This is a genomic window from Bradyrhizobium sp. UFLA03-84 (genome assembly GCF_002289535.1).
In the GTDB taxonomy this organism is placed as follows: domain Bacteria; phylum Pseudomonadota; class Alphaproteobacteria; order Rhizobiales; family Xanthobacteraceae; genus Bradyrhizobium; species Bradyrhizobium viridifuturi.
The window spans coordinates 621,535-637,764 of the sequence record NZ_NSJY01000014.1; the positions used below are offsets into that span (position 1 = coordinate 621,535).

At 64.6% G+C, this 16,230-nt stretch carries 15 protein-coding genes; 7 read left to right on the forward strand and 8 right to left on the reverse strand.

The window, feature by feature from the left end; translation table 11 throughout:
* Positions 1-5: 5 nt before the first annotated feature.
* The 4 genes from CK489_RS24445 to CK489_RS24460 all read right to left on the reverse strand — a co-directional run bounded on the left by CK489_RS24445 (position 6) and on the right by CK489_RS24460 (position 3,304).
* On the reverse strand, positions 6-239 hold the full coding sequence (locus tag CK489_RS24445) for a hypothetical protein (RefSeq protein ID WP_050627050.1): 234 nt from the start codon (positions 237-239) through the stop codon (positions 6-8).
* A 252-nt stretch (positions 240-491) separates the two neighbouring features.
* Positions 492-680, reverse strand: coding sequence for a hypothetical protein (locus CK489_RS24450; RefSeq protein ID WP_050627049.1), 189 nt, complete (start codon positions 678-680; stop codon positions 492-494).
* Between the two features lie 689 nt (positions 681-1,369).
* A complete protein-coding gene (locus CK489_RS24455) occupies positions 1,370-2,257 on the reverse strand; it encodes a haloalkane dehalogenase (protein ID WP_095734106.1) in 888 nt (295 codons plus the stop codon).
* Between the two features lie 69 nt (positions 2,258-2,326).
* Positions 2,327-3,304, reverse strand: a complete 978-nt coding sequence (locus tag CK489_RS24460; RefSeq protein WP_095734107.1) for an NADPH:quinone oxidoreductase family protein — start codon at positions 3,302-3,304, stop codon at positions 2,327-2,329.
* A 375-nt stretch (positions 3,305-3,679) separates the two neighbouring features.
* Here CK489_RS24460 and CK489_RS24465 point away from each other — a divergent pair, with 375 nt between their 5' ends.
* The 7 genes from CK489_RS24465 to CK489_RS24495 all read left to right on the forward strand — a co-directional run bounded on the left by CK489_RS24465 (position 3,680) and on the right by CK489_RS24495 (position 12,163).
* Positions 3,680-4,453 carry a motility protein A gene (locus tag CK489_RS24465; protein ID WP_050418782.1) on the forward strand — a complete coding sequence of 258 codons (774 nt, stop codon included), beginning with the start codon at positions 3,680-3,682 and terminating at the stop codon, positions 4,451-4,453.
* Between the two features lie 28 nt (positions 4,454-4,481).
* Positions 4,482-5,312 carry an OmpA/MotB family protein gene (locus tag CK489_RS24470; RefSeq protein WP_050627046.1) on the forward strand — a complete coding sequence of 277 codons (831 nt, stop codon included), beginning with the start codon at positions 4,482-4,484 and terminating at the stop codon, positions 5,310-5,312.
* Positions 5,313-5,424: 112 nt separating this feature from the next.
* A complete protein-coding gene (locus CK489_RS24475) occupies positions 5,425-7,323 on the forward strand; it encodes a potassium transporter Kup (protein WP_095734108.1) in 1,899 nt (632 codons plus the stop codon).
* A 153-nt stretch (positions 7,324-7,476) separates the two neighbouring features.
* Positions 7,477-9,402 carry a potassium transporter Kup gene (locus tag CK489_RS24480; RefSeq protein WP_095734109.1) on the forward strand — a complete coding sequence of 642 codons (1,926 nt, stop codon included), beginning with the start codon at positions 7,477-7,479 and terminating at the stop codon, positions 9,400-9,402.
* 137 nt (positions 9,403-9,539) lie between these two features.
* Entirely contained in the window at positions 9,540-9,869 is a 330-nt protein-coding gene (locus CK489_RS24485; RefSeq protein WP_095734110.1) for a rhodanese-like domain-containing protein, read from the forward strand.
* An 8-nt stretch (positions 9,870-9,877) separates the two neighbouring features.
* Positions 9,878-11,047, forward strand: a complete 1,170-nt coding sequence (locus CK489_RS24490; RefSeq protein WP_198961013.1) for an aminotransferase — start codon at positions 9,878-9,880, stop codon at positions 11,045-11,047.
* 6 nt (positions 11,048-11,053) lie between these two features.
* Positions 11,054-12,163, forward strand: a complete 1,110-nt coding sequence (locus CK489_RS24495; protein ID WP_095734112.1) for a polyamine ABC transporter substrate-binding protein — start codon at positions 11,054-11,056, stop codon at positions 12,161-12,163.
* Between the two features lie 148 nt (positions 12,164-12,311).
* Here CK489_RS24495 and CK489_RS24500 read toward each other — a convergent pair whose 3' ends face one another.
* From CK489_RS24500 to CK489_RS24515, 4 genes are read right to left on the reverse strand one after another with little or no spacing between them, the layout of a single operon-like run.
* The gene (locus CK489_RS24500; protein WP_095734113.1) at positions 12,312-13,247 is read right to left on the reverse strand and encodes a lipid A biosynthesis lauroyl acyltransferase; all 936 of its coding nucleotides are present in this window, start codon (positions 13,245-13,247) and stop codon (positions 12,312-12,314) included.
* Positions 13,248-13,265: 18 nt separating this feature from the next.
* Complete coding sequence (locus tag CK489_RS24505; protein WP_050627040.1) at positions 13,266-14,543, reverse strand: beta-ketoacyl-ACP synthase; 1,278 nt, start codon at positions 14,541-14,543, stop codon at positions 13,266-13,268.
* A gap of 27 nt (positions 14,544-14,570) precedes the next feature.
* Positions 14,571-15,755 carry a beta-ketoacyl-ACP synthase gene (locus CK489_RS24510; protein WP_095734114.1) on the reverse strand — a complete coding sequence of 395 codons (1,185 nt, stop codon included), beginning with the start codon at positions 15,753-15,755 and terminating at the stop codon, positions 14,571-14,573.
* A complete protein-coding gene (locus CK489_RS24515) occupies positions 15,748-16,224 on the reverse strand; it encodes a 3-hydroxyacyl-ACP dehydratase FabZ family protein (protein ID WP_050627038.1) in 477 nt (158 codons plus the stop codon). The genes CK489_RS24510 and CK489_RS24515 overlap by 8 nt, the downstream gene beginning before the upstream one ends.
* Positions 16,225-16,230 lie beyond the last annotated feature (6 nt).

The following is a 16,230-nucleotide window of genomic DNA, read 5'->3' on the forward strand; positions in this document are numbered from 1 at the left end:
TAATCTCAGCTCTCGCCGGCCCATGCCGTGATCGCCGCGGGCGCGATCACGCGCCGTGGCATGTGCGGATTGATCGTGCCGGCGCTGACGTCCTGCGTCTGAACGAGCAGGGTGCGTGCGAACGCCTTCGCATCCTGCTCGGATGTGAAGGTGCGGGTCTGGCGCGCGAAGCGGTGGTGTCCGGCGTCTGGATTTCTCAGCGCGAACGAGACGTACCAGATGGCCTTGTCCATCTTCATTGCGCGTCTCTTGCGGGGATGGTTTGCTGTCGCGACCGGGACGCATTGCCGGATGCGGGTTGTGCAATTTGTGCCAAACGAAAGATCCTGAAGTGCAACAGATGCCAACCAAATAGTACCCGGCGGAGAGGCATACCAACACGAGGCCGGACGTGAACTCTCAACCGACGGGCGTAACCACAATGCGTTGCCGTGACGTTGGTTCCGGTGATCGGCGCTGCGGTTTCCATGTGTCGTCCGCAGGGCATCGCGCTAGATGGCTTCGCCCTCCCTGCGGGCCGCGGCGATGGCCTTTTCGACCTCCGCCGCGAGGGCCGCGAGATGCTCGGCCAGTTTGGTGAACAGTTCGCGCTTCTGGATGTCGGTGGTGAGGTCGCGGATCAGGGCACACTCCGCAGCGTCGGTGCGAAGCTTCTCAAGATGCGTCAGCATGTCCTGCATTTTTTCACCCGGCCTCCGTTTTCGGCAAACGGTAGGAGGCACGAAACCGGGCGACAATAACGTGTGATAATTGGTCGGTGGGATCAGCGGTCGCGCTCGCATGCCGGCCGCTGCACCGGACCGTGCAAGGCGCAGCGATACCCATCGGTTGCGCCGCGCGGTGAGGTGACGGGTATTGCTAGTGCGCCACCCATCCCGCGGTCCAGCGTCAAACTAGTCGTTCGGCTTTTCAGAATTTCGCTTGACGCCGGACCCAACTCAGATGTTCAATATATCCGTCTCACCCGACACGAGGGGCGCTTCGCGGTCGTCACGAACGCGGCGTGAGATGCGGTGGACGCTGACGTCGCGACTGACGAGTGTGACTGATGCGGACGGTGAAGTCGTGTGGTCCTGACGCCCTGGTGGCAGGTGTCCTCGCGCAAAGCGCGAAAGCGCTTTGCGAAGGCGGTGACAAGCAAGCCCAGTCTCGCCGGGGAGAGCACGTATAAGCCGTAGCCCATCGCGCAGGGAAAGCCGGGTTGTTTCCGGTTACACCTGTGGTCCGCCCCCCGAGCTCTCTACCCATCGCTCGGGGCCCATGGGTGCGATCGGCACCCGGCTTTCCCTGCGCCCTCTGTGAAGAGAGGGCGGAACGAAGAGCAAGACTCGGACAATTCATGTCGCGAGAACGCGAATATTTGCGTGCTTCAGCGCACCGGGCCAAAACTCTTCAGCGCCTCCACGACGATGATCTCGCCGGCCTCCTGCACGAAATGTCCGGCATCGGGCAGTTCGAGCGGCGGTGGACAGTTTCGGATCACCTGCCGCAACTGGCTCATCACCGGCGGCCCGAGCACCGGGTCCTTCATGCCGACCGCCATGAAGCTCTGTCCGCTCCAGTGCTGCGACCAGAAGTCCCGCGCACGCCGCGAAAGCGCAGCGCCGCCGGCGTCCGGCCGGTCCGGCACCAGATTGGGAAAGCGTCGGACGCCGGTCTTGTACCGCACGTCCGGATAGGGCGCGGCATAGGCGGCGGCTTCTTGGTCTGCCAGCGAGGGGGCCGCCCGCTGCATCAGTGCCGTGATATCCATGTCCGGGCTGCGGTTGGAGAAGGCCCGCCATGCCAGGAAGCCATCGCCGAGCGGCATGTCTCCGGTGCCGAGCATCGTGTTCATCACCAGCAGCCGGTCGAACCGGCTCACCATGTCCATCGGAATCGTCAGTCCGATCAATCCGCCCCAGTCCTGGCACACGAGCATGACGCGACGCAGGTCGAGCGCCTCGATCAAGGACATCACCGAGGATCGATGGAAGTCGAAGGTGTAGATGTCTTCGTCGACGGGCTTGTCGGAGCGACCGAAGCCGAAGAAGTCCGGCGCCACGACGCGGAAACCCGCGCCGAGGAGCATGGGGATCATCTTGCGGTAGAGGTAGGCCCAGGTCGGTTGGCCATGCAGGCAAAGCGCCACCGGCGCGGTCTTCATTCCTTCGTCGAGATAGTGCATGCGCAGCGGGCCGATCTCGGTGTAGCGCGGCACGAAAGCAAATCCGGGCAAGCCGGCGAAGCGCTCGTCCGGTGTTCGAAGCGTCTGCATGTCTCTCCCTTCTGGATCCGTCATCGGCTCGCACGAGCACGTCGAGCGAAGTGTATCTCGGTTCTCCCGCTAACCGATCCGCACCACCATCTTGCCGAGCGCGGCACGGGTCTGCATGGTGGTGAACGCCGCGCGGAAATCGTCAAACGTGAACACCTTGCCGACAACAGGCGTCAGCCGGCCATCGTTCAGCCATGCCGACAATTGCGTCATCACGCGCGCCTGCGCCTCGGGCTCGCGGCGTGCGATCTGGGCGGCGTCGACGCCGATCAGAAGGCCGCCCTTCAACAGTGGCAGATTGAACGGCAACGCAGGAATGCTGCCGGCCGCAAAGCCGACCACGACATGGCGGCCGTTCCAGGCGATCGAGCGGAATGCCTGCAGCGAGACCTCGCCGCCGACCGGATCGAAGATCACGTCGGGACCCTGGCCGCCGGTCGCATCCTTCAGTGCGTCGCGCCAATCAGCCTTCGTGTAGTCGACGACGGCATCGGCGCCGAAGCTTGCGGCGAAGTTGCGCTTCTCCTCGCTCGAGGCCGCGGCAATGACGCGTGCGCCGAGCAGCTTGCCGACCTGGATTGCGGCGACGCCGGTGCCGCCGGCGGCGCCGAGCACCAGCAGCTGCTCGTCCGCCTTGAGCGCGCCGCGCTCGCCGAGCGCATAAAGCGCGGTGAGGTAATTGGTGCGGAAGGCCGCGGCGGCTTCCATCGACAGTCCGTCGGGCATGATCTCGACGGCCTCAGGCGGCACCAAGATGTGCTCGGCCAGCGCGCCCGAGCGCGCCGCGCCCATCACCCGCATGCCCGGCGCGATCCCGGTGACGCCGCTCGCGATCGCATCGACCACGCCGGCGAATTCAGCGCCGGGCGTGAAGGGCAGGGCATCCTTGGTCTGGTAGCGGCCCTCGACCTTCAGCCCGTCCACGAAGCCGATGCTCGCGGCGTGGACCCGGACTCGGATCTGCCCGGCGGCGGGGTCGGGGGTGGCGATTTCCTTCAGCCCGATCTGATCGATGGGGGCATATTGCTCGACGACGACCGCCTTCATTCTGTCCTGCTCGCTGGTTGGTTTCCTCTCGAGCCCTTTCCGGTCCGATTGATACAGAACGGGGCTCTCGATTCTTGTGTTGACGCGTTTTCTTCACGCGAACCGGTACCCACTTCGCTCGAAAACGCTCTGCCCCAAGCTATCTCATGTCCGTTGTTCTACGGGGAGGTCTTTTGCGCATGCGGCGACCGCGTTGCATGCGGAAAGCCAGCATCTTCAACGACATCGCGAAAAGGCAGCCGTTTACCCGTTGTTATCCCTACTAAATTCAGTAACGCGTCCTTAATGGCATTAACGTTAGGGTTTTTCCACGCGGCCCGCCTCGGGCTGCGCGCCGTCCAGGACAGGCGGGTTGCGTTCGCGTTGGAGTTTTTCATGGATATCATGACAGGCGCCGGGCTGCTGGCCGGCATCATCGTCATCGCGGTGATGATGTTCATGGGCGGCGACCTGCACATGTTCATTTCCGAACATGCCATGATCATCATCTTCGGCGGTTCGATTGCAGCGACGATGATCCGCTTTCCGCTCGGCGTGATGCTGCATGGCCTGCCGCTCGGCGCCAAGTTCGCCTTCACGATGAGCCGGCTGTCGGCGCGCGACCTCGTCGAGGAGCTCGCCCGCATCGCCGAGATCGCCCGCAAGCAGGGCCCGGTCGGCCTGGAAAAGGTCGAGACCGACGAGCCGTTCCTCGCCAAGGGCATCCGCTACGTCGCCGACGGCTACGACCTCGAATTCATCCGCGACAACATGGAGCGCGACCGCGACAATTTCCTGATGCACCTCGACGAGGGCAGCAAGATCTATCGCGCGATCGGCGACTGCGCGCCGGCCTTCGGCATGATCGGCACGCTGATCGGCATGGTGCAGATGTTCGCCAACATGACCGACCCTTCCAAGCTCGGCCCGTTCATGGCGACCGCGCTGCTCGCGACGCTGTACGGCGCGCTGGTCGCCAACCTGTTCTGCCTGCCGATCGCGGACAAGCTGCACGGCAAGCTGCTCGACGAGGAGACCAACCGTACGCTGATCATCGACGGGATCCTGATGATCCGCGATTCCAAGAGCCCGGCGCTGGTGCGCGAGATGCTGCTGGCCTATCTGCCGGAGAAGCATCGCCACGAGGAAGGCGAGCCGGTGCCGGCCTGACCGGCCGGCGCTTTCGGGAAACGCGACAATGGCCAAGAAAAAGCGCGGCGACGCCCATACCGGAGGTCACGGCTGGTTCGTGACCTTCGCCGACCTGATGGGCCTGATGATGAGCTTCTTCGTGATGCTCGTAGCGTTCTCGACCATGGACAACAACAAGCTGAAGATCGTCGCCGGTTCGATGCGCGACGCCTTCGGCGTGCAGACCAATGTGCGCTATTCAGGGATCGTCGAGTCCGACGGACTGCCGACCCGGCCGAAGCTGAAGAATGTCGAGCACATCTCGCCGGAGGAGTCCTCGGCCAACCCGACGCCGGACGAGAAGGAGCGCAGCCAGATCAACGGCGCGCGGCTGAAGATCGACCGCGAATTCGCACTCGCCTCCGCTTCGCTCCGGCAGGCCCTGCAGGACATGCCGGAGCTCACCGAAATCTCCAAGAACATCATGTTCGAGGAGACCAAGGAGGGGCTCAACCTCGAGATCGTCGACCAGGACGGCCGCTCGATGTTCGCCGACGGTTCGAGGGAGCCGTATGAGCGCACCCGCCGGCTGATCCAGAAGCTCGCCGCGCCCTTGAAGGCGACGCCGCTGCGGATCTCGATCGTGGGGCATACAGCCGCAGGCTTCGTGCCGGCGCGCAGCGATTATGACGCCTTCGACCTGTCCGCCGACCGCGCCAACGCGGTGCGGCAGATCCTGGAGCGGGAAGGCCTGCCGCCGTCGCACATTTTCGCGGTTTCCGGCAAGGCAGACGGCCAGCCGCTGTTTCCCGACGATCCGACGCTGCCGGCGAACCGTCGCGTGACGATCACGTTGATGCGGGAAAATCCCCCGTTGCCACCGGATCTAAAGCCGTAACTCCGGGTTACCATGCTACCGCAAGGGTGACCTTGTGCTCGGTTGACAGCCGGAGCGGAAGCGTCGATAGCCGCGCGCATCAAATCAACCGATCGGGCGTTCCAACCTCGCCATGGCCGTCAGCGTTTCATCAACCGAAGCCCAGGAGGGTAAGGTCACCTCCGGCTTCTGGGCCCTGACGCTGGGCAGCATCGGGGTGGTGTTCGGCGATATCGGAACCTCGCCGCTCTACGCATTCCGGGAGGCGGTCGGCGGCGCCGCGCACGGCCAGCCGGTCACCCGCATCATGGTGCTCGGCGTGCTCAGCCTGATCCTGTGGGCGCTGTTCACCGTCGTCACCGCAAAATATGTGCTGCTGCTGCTGCGCGCCGACAACAATGGCGAGGGCGGCACGCTCTCGCTGATGGCGCTCGGCCAGCGCGCAATCGGCCGGCGCAGTTGGCCGCTCCTCGCGCTCGGCGTGGTCGGCGCCTCGATGTTCATCGGCGATTCCATGATCACGCCGGCGATCTCGGTGCTGTCGGCGGTCGAGGGCCTCAAGCTCGCCACGCCGCATCTCGAGCACTATGTGGTGCCGCTGACGATCCTGATCCTGGTCCTGCTGTTCGCGGTGCAGCGCAACGGGACCGCGCGCGTCGCCTCCGCGTTCGGGCCGGTCATGGTGGTGTGGTTCGCCTCGCTCGCGGTGATGGGCCTCGTCCACATCATGGACGATCCGTCGGTGCTGGCGGCGATCAATCCCTATTATGCGCTCCAATTCATGCTGACCCACGGCACTGTCGGCCTGGTGACATTGGGCGCGGTGTTCCTCGCGGTGACCGGCGGCGAGGCGCTGTACGCCGATCTCGGGCATTTCGGCCGCAAGCCGATCCAGTCCGGCTGGCTGTTCTTCGTGCTGCCATCGCTGCTGCTGAACTATTTCGGGCAGGGCGCGCTGGTGCTGTCCGATCCCGCCGCGATCGAGAACTCGTTCTATCGCATGGTGCCGGACGTGCTGCTGCTGCCGCTGGTCGGGCTCGCCACTGCGGCAACCGTAATCGCGAGCCAGGCGGTCATCACCGGCGCCTATTCGCTGATCAGCCAGGCGGTGCAGCTCGGGCTGTTGCCGCGCTTCGAGGTCCGCTACACCTCGGAGACCCATGCCGGGCAGATCTATCTGCCGCGCGTCAACCGGCTGCTGCTGATCGGCGTGCTGCTGCTGGTGCTGCTGTTCCGCACCTCGAGCGGGCTCGCCTCGGCCTACGGCATCGCGGTCTCCACCACGATGGTCGCCGACGGCATCATGGGCTTCATCGTGATCTGGAAGCTGTGGAACTGGCGCGTGGCGTCGGCGGCCGCATTGATCCTGCCGTTCGTGATCGTCGACATGACCTTCTTCAGCGCCAACCTGCTGAAGCTGTTCGAGGGCGCCTGGGTGCCGCTGCTGTTCGGCGTCGTGATGGCGACGATGATCTGGACCTGGCGCCGGGGCGCTGCGATCCTGGTCGCCAAGACCCGCCGCATCGAGGTGCCGCTGCGCGACCTGATCCACAGTCTGGAGAAGCGGCCGCCGCACATCGTCAAGGGCACCGCGGTGTTCCTGACCAGCGACCCGAGCTTCGTGCCGACCGCGCTGCTGCACAATCTCAAGCACAACAAGGTCCTGCACGAGCACAATGTAATCCTGACCATCGAGACCGCACCGACGCCGCGCGTCGACATTTCCGAGCGCGTCAACATGGAGAAGGTCAGCGACAAGTTCACCGCGGTGCGGCTGCGCTTCGGCTACATGGAGTCGCCGAACGTGCCGAAGGCGCTGGCGGTTGCGCGTAAGCTCGGCTGGCAGTTCGACATCATGTCGACCTCGTTCTTCGTGTCGCGCCGTTCGCTGAAGCCGTCGGCCCAGTCCGGGATGCCGCAGTGGCAGGACCACCTGTTCATCGCGATGAGCCGGTCCGCCAACGATGCCACCGACTATTTCCAGATCCCGACCGGCCGGGTGGTTGAAGTGGGTACCCAGGTAACTATTTGAGCCAACAGCGAATTCCGGCGTTGAAAAGCCGTGATCTATGCGTGATACGCATGGTGGAGGCCTGAATCCGTGCTAACCTATGCATTCCTGCCGGGAGTATAGGCCTGCAACCGGCATTGTGCAGTGCGGCAGAAGACAGAGGCGCGACTTCCCATGTCATCCGAGAGTGCGATCACCGCGGCGGAAACGCCCGCGGCAAATGGCCATGGCGAGGCGCATTCAACCGCCACCTTCAAGGCGCTGATGCTCGGCAGCATCGGTGTCGTCTATGGCGACATCGGCACCAGCCCGCTTTACGCGCTGCGCGAAGCCGTCGTGGCGGCGGCCGGCGGCGAGGGCGGTGTGACGACGCATGCGGTGCTCGGCGTGGTGTCGCTGATCCTGTGGGCGCTGATCGTGGTCGTCACGCTGAAATACGTCGTGATCCTACTCCGCGCCGACAACAACGGCGAGGGTGGTACGCTGGCGCTGATGGCGCTGGCGCAGCGCGTGGCCACCAAGGGCGCCGGCGCCATCGTGCTGCTCGGCATCATCAGCGGAGCGCTGTTCTATGGCGATGCCGTGATCACGCCGGCGCTTTCGGTGCTGTCCGCGATCGAGGGCATCAAGCTCGTCACCTCGACATTCGATCCCTATGTCGTCCCGCTCACGGTGGTGATCCTGGTCGTGCTGTTCGCGGTGCAGTCGCGCGGCACCGCGCGCGTCGCCGCCTTCTTCGGACCGGTGATGTGCGTGTGGTTCGCCGTGATCGCGATCGCGGCGCTGCCGCAGATCGTGCGGCATCCCGAGGTGCTGTACGCGCTCAATCCGATCCTTGCGGTGTCGTTCATGCTGCATCATGGCGTGATCGGCTTCATCACGCTCGGTGCCGTGTTCCTCGCCGTGACCGGCGCGGAGGCGCTCTATGCCGACCTCGGCCATTTCGGCAAACGCCCGATCCAGACCGCGTGGCTGTTCATCGTGCTGCCGTCGCTGGCGCTGAACTATCTCGGGCAGGGGGCGCTCCTGATCGGCGACCCCAAGGGCATCGAGAACCCGTTCTTCCTGATGTTCCCGGACTGGGCGCTGATCCCGATGGTCGCGCTTGCGACCCTGGCGACCGTGATCGCGAGCCAGGCGGTCATCACAGGCGCCTATTCGCTGACGCGGCAGGCGATCCAGCTCGGCCTGCTGCCGCGGTTCGAGATCCGCCACACCTCGGAAGCCCATTCCGGCCAGATCTACATGCCGCGCATCAACCGTTTCCTATTCATCGCGGTGATCGTGCTGGTGCTGATGTTCCGCTCGTCGAGCGCGCTGGCGTCGGCCTACGGCATCTCGGTGACCGGCACCATGGTGGTGACGGCGATGATGGGCTTTGTGGTGATCTGGCGGGTCTGGAGATGGTCGCCGATCGCTGCCGCCGCGCTGGTCGCGCCATTCCTGTTCCTCGACATCACGTTCCTGGCCGCCAACCTGCTCAAGGTGTTCGAGGGCGGCTGGGTGCCGCTGGCGCTCGGCGGGGCCATGATCGTGGTGATGTACACCTGGCGGCGCGGCAGCCGGCTGCTGTTCGAGAAGTCGCGCAAGCTGGAATTCCCGCTTGCCGATCTCGTCGCGATGCTGGAGAAGCGGCCGCCGCAGCGCGTGTCCGGCACCGCCGTGTTCCTGACCAGCGATCCCGTCAGCGCGCCGACCGCGCTGATGCACAGCCTCAAGCACTACAAGGTGCTGCACGAGAAGAACGTCATCCTCACCATCGAGACCGCGCCGACGCCGCGCATCGATCCGTCCGAGCGGGTGCGGATGGAGCAGCTGACCGAGACCTTCTCCAAGGTGACGCTGAAATTCGGCTTCATGGAGCAGCCCAACGTGCCGAAGACGCTGGCCATCGCCCGCAAGCTCGGCTGGCAGTTCGACATCATGTCGACCTCGTTCTTCCTGTCCCGCCGCGCGCTGAAGCCGGCGGCGCATTCGGGCATGCCGAGCTGGCAGGACCATCTGTTCATCGCGCTGAGCCGCTCCTCGAACGATGCCACCGACTATTTCCAGATCCCGACCGGGCGGGTGGTCGAGGTCGGTACGCAAGTCACGATCTAGGGGCCACGACGCGCCATTTCCGCGCGATATCTAACCCGTTTCGGGCGCTTGATTTTCTCGACGCAAGGGGCGAGTTTGCGGCCCGGACCGGCGAGCCGCGCGACGCTCGCCAATCGGACAGTCGGGAGGATATTTCCGTGGCGGACCACAAGGTGGAAGATTTGTTTCCGGACGAGGTGTCGAAGGGCATAGCGGAAGGCCGCTATCTCCTGGTCGATGTCCGCGAGCCCAATGAGGTTGCCGTCGAGGCCTATCCCGACGGCGTCGTAGTGCCGCTGTCGACGTTCGATCCAGCAGCGATTCCCGATCCGCAAGGCAAGCAGGTGGTGTTCGCCTGCCGCTCCGGCAAGCGCTCGGTGACCGCCTCGCTGGCCGCTCAGGCCGCGGGCCTGCCCTATGACAAGCACCTGGCGGGCGGCATGATCGGCTGGAAGGCGGCGGGACTGACGACCAAGGCGGGCGGCTGATCCCTGACATGACCTCCATGAACAAGGTCTTCGCAGACCTTCCCGTCACGATCTTCGAGGCGATGTCGCAGGCTGCGCGCGACAACAACGCCATCAATCTCGGCCAGGGCTTTCCCGACGATCCCGGACCGGAGGACATCCGCCGCGCCGCCGCGGACGCGTCCATCAACGGCTACAACCAGTACCCGTCGATGATGGGCATTCCGGAACTGCGTCAGGCGATCGCATCGCATTACGGCCACTGGCACGGGCTCAAGCTCGATCCGATGACCGAGGTGATGGTGACGTCCGGCGGCACCGAGGCGCTGACCTCCTCGATCCTCTCCCTGGTCGAGCCGGGCGACGAGGTGGTGTGCTTCCAGCCGGTCTATGATTCCTACCTGCCGATCATCCGCCAGGCCGGCGGCATTCCACGCCTGTTGCGGCTCGAGCCGCCGGAGTGGCGGCTGAACGAGGAGATGCTGCGCAGCGTCTTCAACCACAAGACCAAGGCGGTGCTGTTCAACAATCCGCTGAACCCGGCGGCGGTGGTCTATCCGCGCGAGGACCTCGAACTGCTGGCGCGGTTCTGTCAGGAGTTCGACGTGGTCGCGATCTGCGACGAGGTCTGGGAGCACGTCGTGTTCGACGGCCGCGAGCACATCCCGCTGATCACGATCCCCGGCATGCGCGACCGCACCATCAAGGTCGGCAGCGCCGGCAAGATCTTCTCGCTGACGGGATGGAAGATCGGCTTCGTCTGCGCCGCGCCGCCGCTGCTGCGCGTCGCCGCCAAGGTGCACCAGTTCCTCACCTTCACGACGGCGCCCAATCTGCAGGCAGCGGTCGCGTACGGCCTCGGCAAGCCGGACGACTACTTCCTCGACATGCGCAGGGACATGGCGCGGAGCCGCGATCGTCTCACCAAAGGACTCGAGCGCATCGGGTTTCCGGTGCTGAAGTCGCAGGGGACCTACTTCCTCACCGTCGATCTATCGCCGCTCGGGCTCAACGAGACCGATGCGGAGTTCTGCTGGCGAATTGTAAGGGATTACAAGGTCGCGGCTATTCCTGTGTCGGCGTTTTACGAGCAGGATGCGGTGACGTCGGTGGTGCGGTTCTGTTTCGCCAAGAAGGACTCGACGCTCGACACCGCGCTTGAGCGGTTGTCCGACGCCGTTCATCGTCGCAAGAGGTAGACCAGAATGCAGAAGCAGGACCGTCGTCTCGTCAGCCTCGTCGGTGCGATCGCCACGGTTCTGTTGTTCGCTACCTCCGCCAGTGCGGAGGAGCGCACGGTCAACTTCTACAACTGGTCGAACTACATGGCGCCGGAAGTCCTCGAGGACTTCACCAAGGAAACCGGCATCAAGGTCGTCTACGACACGTTCGACGCCAACGAGACGCTGGAAACGCGGCTGCTCGCCGGCAAGTCGGGCTACGACGTCGTGGTGCCGACCGGCTATTTCCTGCAGCGCCAGATCACGGCGAAGGTGTTCCTCAAGCTCGACAAGTCGAAGCTGCCGAATCTTGCCAATGCCTGGCCCGTCGTGACGGGGCAGCTCGCGACCTATGATCCCGGCAACAATTACGGCGCCAACTACATGTGGGGCACCACCGGCATCGGCTACAATGTGAAGATGGCGGAGAAGATCCTCGGTCCTGACGCGAAGATCGACAGCTGGGACATGGTGTTCAAGCCGGAGAACCTCGCCAAGTTCAAGGATTGCGGCATCCACATGCTGGATTCCGCCGACGACATCCTGCCGGCGGCGCTGAGCTATCTCGGCCTCGATCCGAACTCGACCAAGCAGGCTGACCTCGAGAAGGCCGCCGATCTCGTCATCAAGATCCGGCCTTATGTGCGCAAATTTCATTCGTCCGAATATCTCAGCGCGCTGGCCTCGGGCGAAATCTGCTTCGTCGTCGGATGGTCTGGCGACATCATGCAGGCGCGCAGCCGGGCGGCGGAAGCCAAGACCGGCGTCGAGATCGGCTACACGATCCCGAAGGAGGGTGCGCAGATGTTCTTCGACAATCTCGCGATCCCCGCCGATGCCAAGAACGTCGCCGAGGCCTATGAGCTGATCAACTACCTCTACCGCCCCGAGGTCGCGGCGAAGAATTCGAACTTCCTGTCCTACGCCAACGGCAATCTGGCGAGCCAGAAGCTGATCGATCCGAAGATCTTCAACGACAAGAACATCTATCCCGACGAGGCGATGCAGAAGAAGCTGTTCGTAATCACGGCGCGCGATCCGGCGACGCAGCGGATCATCAACCGGCTGTGGACCCGCGTGAAGACGGGGAAATAGGTCTATCCGTCAATTGCGAGGAGCGTAGCGACGGAGCAATCCGCAGCTTCGCAAACGGACGAATGGATTGCTTCGCGGAGCCTGTCATCGGGCGCGCGTTCGCGCGACCCGTTGGCTCGCAATGACGCGGTTGGATTTGCGACAAGCCTTACCGCCAGCGGCGGTGCAGCCAGAGCCATTGATCCGGATATTCGCGGACCCAGCCTTCGACGATGTCGGTGATCGCCTGCATCGTGCCCTGGATGTCGATCTGGCCGGATGCGTCGAACAACGGCTTCACTTCCTCGGTGACCTCACCGCGGAAACGGCCGTCGGGCAGGCGGATGATCCGCGTGCCGTGGATCGGGCAATCGATCTGCCGGCGCAGGCGCGCCAGCAGCGGGTTCGCGGTGGTCTTGCGGCCGAAGAAGGTCACGGGAACGCCGTTGGTCAGATACTGGTCGACCAGCATCGCGACGTGCTGGCCGTTCTTCAGCGCCTGCGCCAGCTTGAGCGGCGCGTCGCGGCCGGCCGGGACCAGCGTGCCCAGATTGACGGCGCGGATGCGTTCGATGGCGCGATCGGCGGCCTCGATGTTCGGCCGCCGGAACAGGATGGTGGCGTCGAGCCCGTGCGCGGCGGCGGCAATTGGCGAGAGCTCCCAGTTGCCGAGATGCGCGGCGAAGAACAGCGCCGGCTTGCCGTCGTCACGCAATTGGTCGAACAGCTGCTTGCTGCGCGCGGAGAATTCGACGCGGCCCGGCTTGTCGGGATTGCCGGGATCATGGTCCCAGATGCGGTCGATATGCGCGAATTCGGCGCCGATGCGTCCGAGGTTGTGCCAGACGCCAGTCAGGATCTCCTCGATTTCCTGCGGTGACTTCTCCGGGAAGGCCGCCTTGAGGTTCTCGCGGCCGATGCGATCCTCGCGCAGCCGGCGGCCGATGAAATGCGCGGCATGGCCGAAGAATCGTGCGGTCTTCTCCGGATCGAAATAGCGCGTGGTACGCAGCAGCCCGGTCGTCAACGCGCCAATGGCGACATTGGTCACGGGCTTGGCAGCGTCGCGCAGCTGCGCCCTGGTGCGAAGGATCAGGCGTTTCATCGAGGCGAGGGCGCGGGCCTAAGCCGGCTCGCGCGTCAGGATCAGCGAGGCGTTCTGCCCGCCGAATCCGAACGAGTTCGACATCACGGCAGTCACCTTGGCGTCGCGCGCCTTGTTGCCGACCACGTCGAACGGGATCGCGGGATCGGGGACCTCGTAATTGATCGTCGGCGGGATCCGCTGATGCTCGAGCGTGAGCAGCGAGAAGATCGCCTCGACTGCGCCGGCGGCCGAGATGGTGTGGCCGACCATCGACTTGTTCGACGACACCGGGATGTTTTTGGTGTGTTCGCCGAACACTGCCGAGGTGGCAAGATATTCCATCTTGTCGTTTTCCGGCGTCGAGGTGCCGTGCGCGTTGATGTGGTCGATCTGCTCGGGCTCCATCCCGGCATCCGCGAGCGTCTTGCGCACGCAGCCGATCGCCGGTTTGCCGTCGGGGGCCGAGCGGGTGCGATGGAAGGAGTCGGTGAGCTCGCCGCAGCCGGCGACGACGCCCAGGATGCGCGCGCCGCGCGCCATCGCGGCCTCGTAGCTCTCGAGCACCAGCGCGCCGGCGCCTTCGGCCATCACGAAGCCGTCGCGGTTCTTCGAGAACGGCTTTGAGGCCCCCTGCGGCGGATCGTTCTGGGTCGAGAGAGCCGAGAGCAGCGAGAAGCGCACCATGGCTTCGGGATTGACCGAGCCGTCGGTCGCGACGCACAGCGTTGCATCGGTTTCGCCGCGGCGGATCGCCTCGACGCCGAGCTGGATTGCGGTCGCGCCGGACGCGCAAGCCGTCGAGAGCGAGATCGGCGACCCCTTGGTGCCGAAGGTCTCGGCGAGGTTGAGCGCGACCGAACCGAAGGTGAAGCGCCGGTGGAAGTGCGCAAACTTGCCGCCGCTGCAGGTCGCCAGATAATCGATGATGCCAAAGTCCTTGGCCGGAACCTCGCGCGCGATTTCGAGCCGCTGCGGCCACTCGGTTTCGATCGGCGCGACCGCGAGAAACAACGGGCCGGGGAAGTCGCCCTTGTTGCCGATGCCGGATTGCTCCAGGGCCTCTTCAGTCGCGATCTCGGCGAGACGTTGCGACAGGCTGGTTGAGGAGAACGGATCGACGGTGACGAAATCGACGGCGCCGGCCATCGTCGTCTTCAGGCTGTCGAGCGGGAAGCGCGTCACGGTCTTGATGCCGGACTCGCCGGCGGTGAGGCGCTTCCAATTGTCGGCTTTGCCGCCGCCGAGCGACGTCACGATTCCCATGCCGGTCACGACGACGATCGGTCGGCCGAATTTATCGCGTGGTGCTGTCATGGTGTCCCCGTCGGTGCTTGCGCAGAATTACTTGACGGCCTCGACCAGTGCCATGCCTTCGCCCTGCCAGTGGCCGACCCCCAATACGACAATTTGGGTTGGCGCTTCGGTCTTTTCAACCTCCAACCCGGTCGGGTCGTTGGCCGGATAGAGTGCGCCGCGGGAAATCGAGAGCGCGGCCAGCGCGAGCCCGAGCGGGAACTGGGCCTCCATGGTGTGCCCAAAGGTCGTCCCGGTGGCGCGCACGGCAAGGCCGGGATGTTGCCCGAGGAATTCGCGCTCTTCGCTGGTCGCAGGCTCGGCGCCGGTCGCGCCCGTGATCAGCACGGCGTTGTCGTTGCTGACCCCGAGCTGCGGCCACATCGCCCGCAGCGACTTCGTCACCGCGCCGGGCTGCTTGCGCTTGGCAAGATCGGCGACCACCTTGGTCAGCTTGGCATACGGCTTGGCGCCGCGCGCCTCGGCGTGCTCGCGCGATTCCATCACCAGGAAGGCGCCGGCGGACCCGATGGCAAAGCCCGGGTGATTCCTGCGGGCCCAGACCGGCGCGTATCGATCCTTGAGGGCAAAGTCGCCGAACGAATACAGCATCAAGAGGTCGCCGCGATCGCCATTATGGGCGGCGCCGACCAGCGCGATGTCGCTCTGTCCGGCGCCGATGCGCGCGACCGCGATCCGCGCGGCGTCGATGCTCGAGGCTTCCTCGCCCATGAAGGTGCGCGACGTCCCGCACACGCCATGAACGATCGCGATATTGCCGGCGAGCAGATTGGAGAGCTGGGCCAGGAACAGCGTCGGGCGCAGTTCGTTCATCAGCTTCTCGTTGAGCAGGGCGGGCGGCAGCTTGCCCTGCGCATCGGCGTTCATGATCGCGAGGTCGACATTGAGGTCACGCTCGCCGCCACCGGCAGCGATGATCATGTCCATCCGCGACAGGATTTCCTGATTGCCTTTGACGCCGGCGGAATCGAGCGCCAGCCCGGCGGCATAGGTGCCGATGCGCTGCCACGTCTCCATCTGGCGCTGATCGCCCTTCTTCGGGATCTGGGCGTCGAAGCTGACGGGGGCGATCGGATGGATCACGTAGGGCGCAAGACGCTTGTCGTCGGCATTGACGCGCTTCTCACCGAGCGCCTGCCAATGCGCGTCCAGTCCCTCGCCGAGCGAGGAGAGCAGGCCGACGCCGGTGATCCAGACTTCCTTCTCAGCCATTACTCATTGCCTGCTGCGGAAACCCGATCCTGTTGGCCATCGCATCCATGTGCACGCGCAAGTCCGGGTTGGGGAAGGGGATATGACGGAAGGTCAGCTCGGCATTGCATTTGAGCTCCTTGCCGACACGGACCTTCGCCGAGGTCACAGTGAAGCCTGAACCTTCGTGTTCGATCTTGGCGTCGATCGTCAGGGTCGAGCCGGGGCTGACGAAGCCGCGCATCTTGGCTTCCTTGACCATGGCGAGGAAGGGCATGCGCTCGAACTTGGTCAGACCGAGGATCAGCCAGCCCGAGCTCTGCGCCATCGCTTCGGTGAGCAGCACGCCGGGCATGATCGGATAGCCCGGGAAATGCCCGGCGAACACCGAATGGCTCGCCGGCGGAACGTACGCCTCGACGACAATGGTCTTTGCGTCGAGGTTGAGCTCGACGATCCGATCGATCAGCTGAAAAGTTTCAAGCTGCATGGCGGG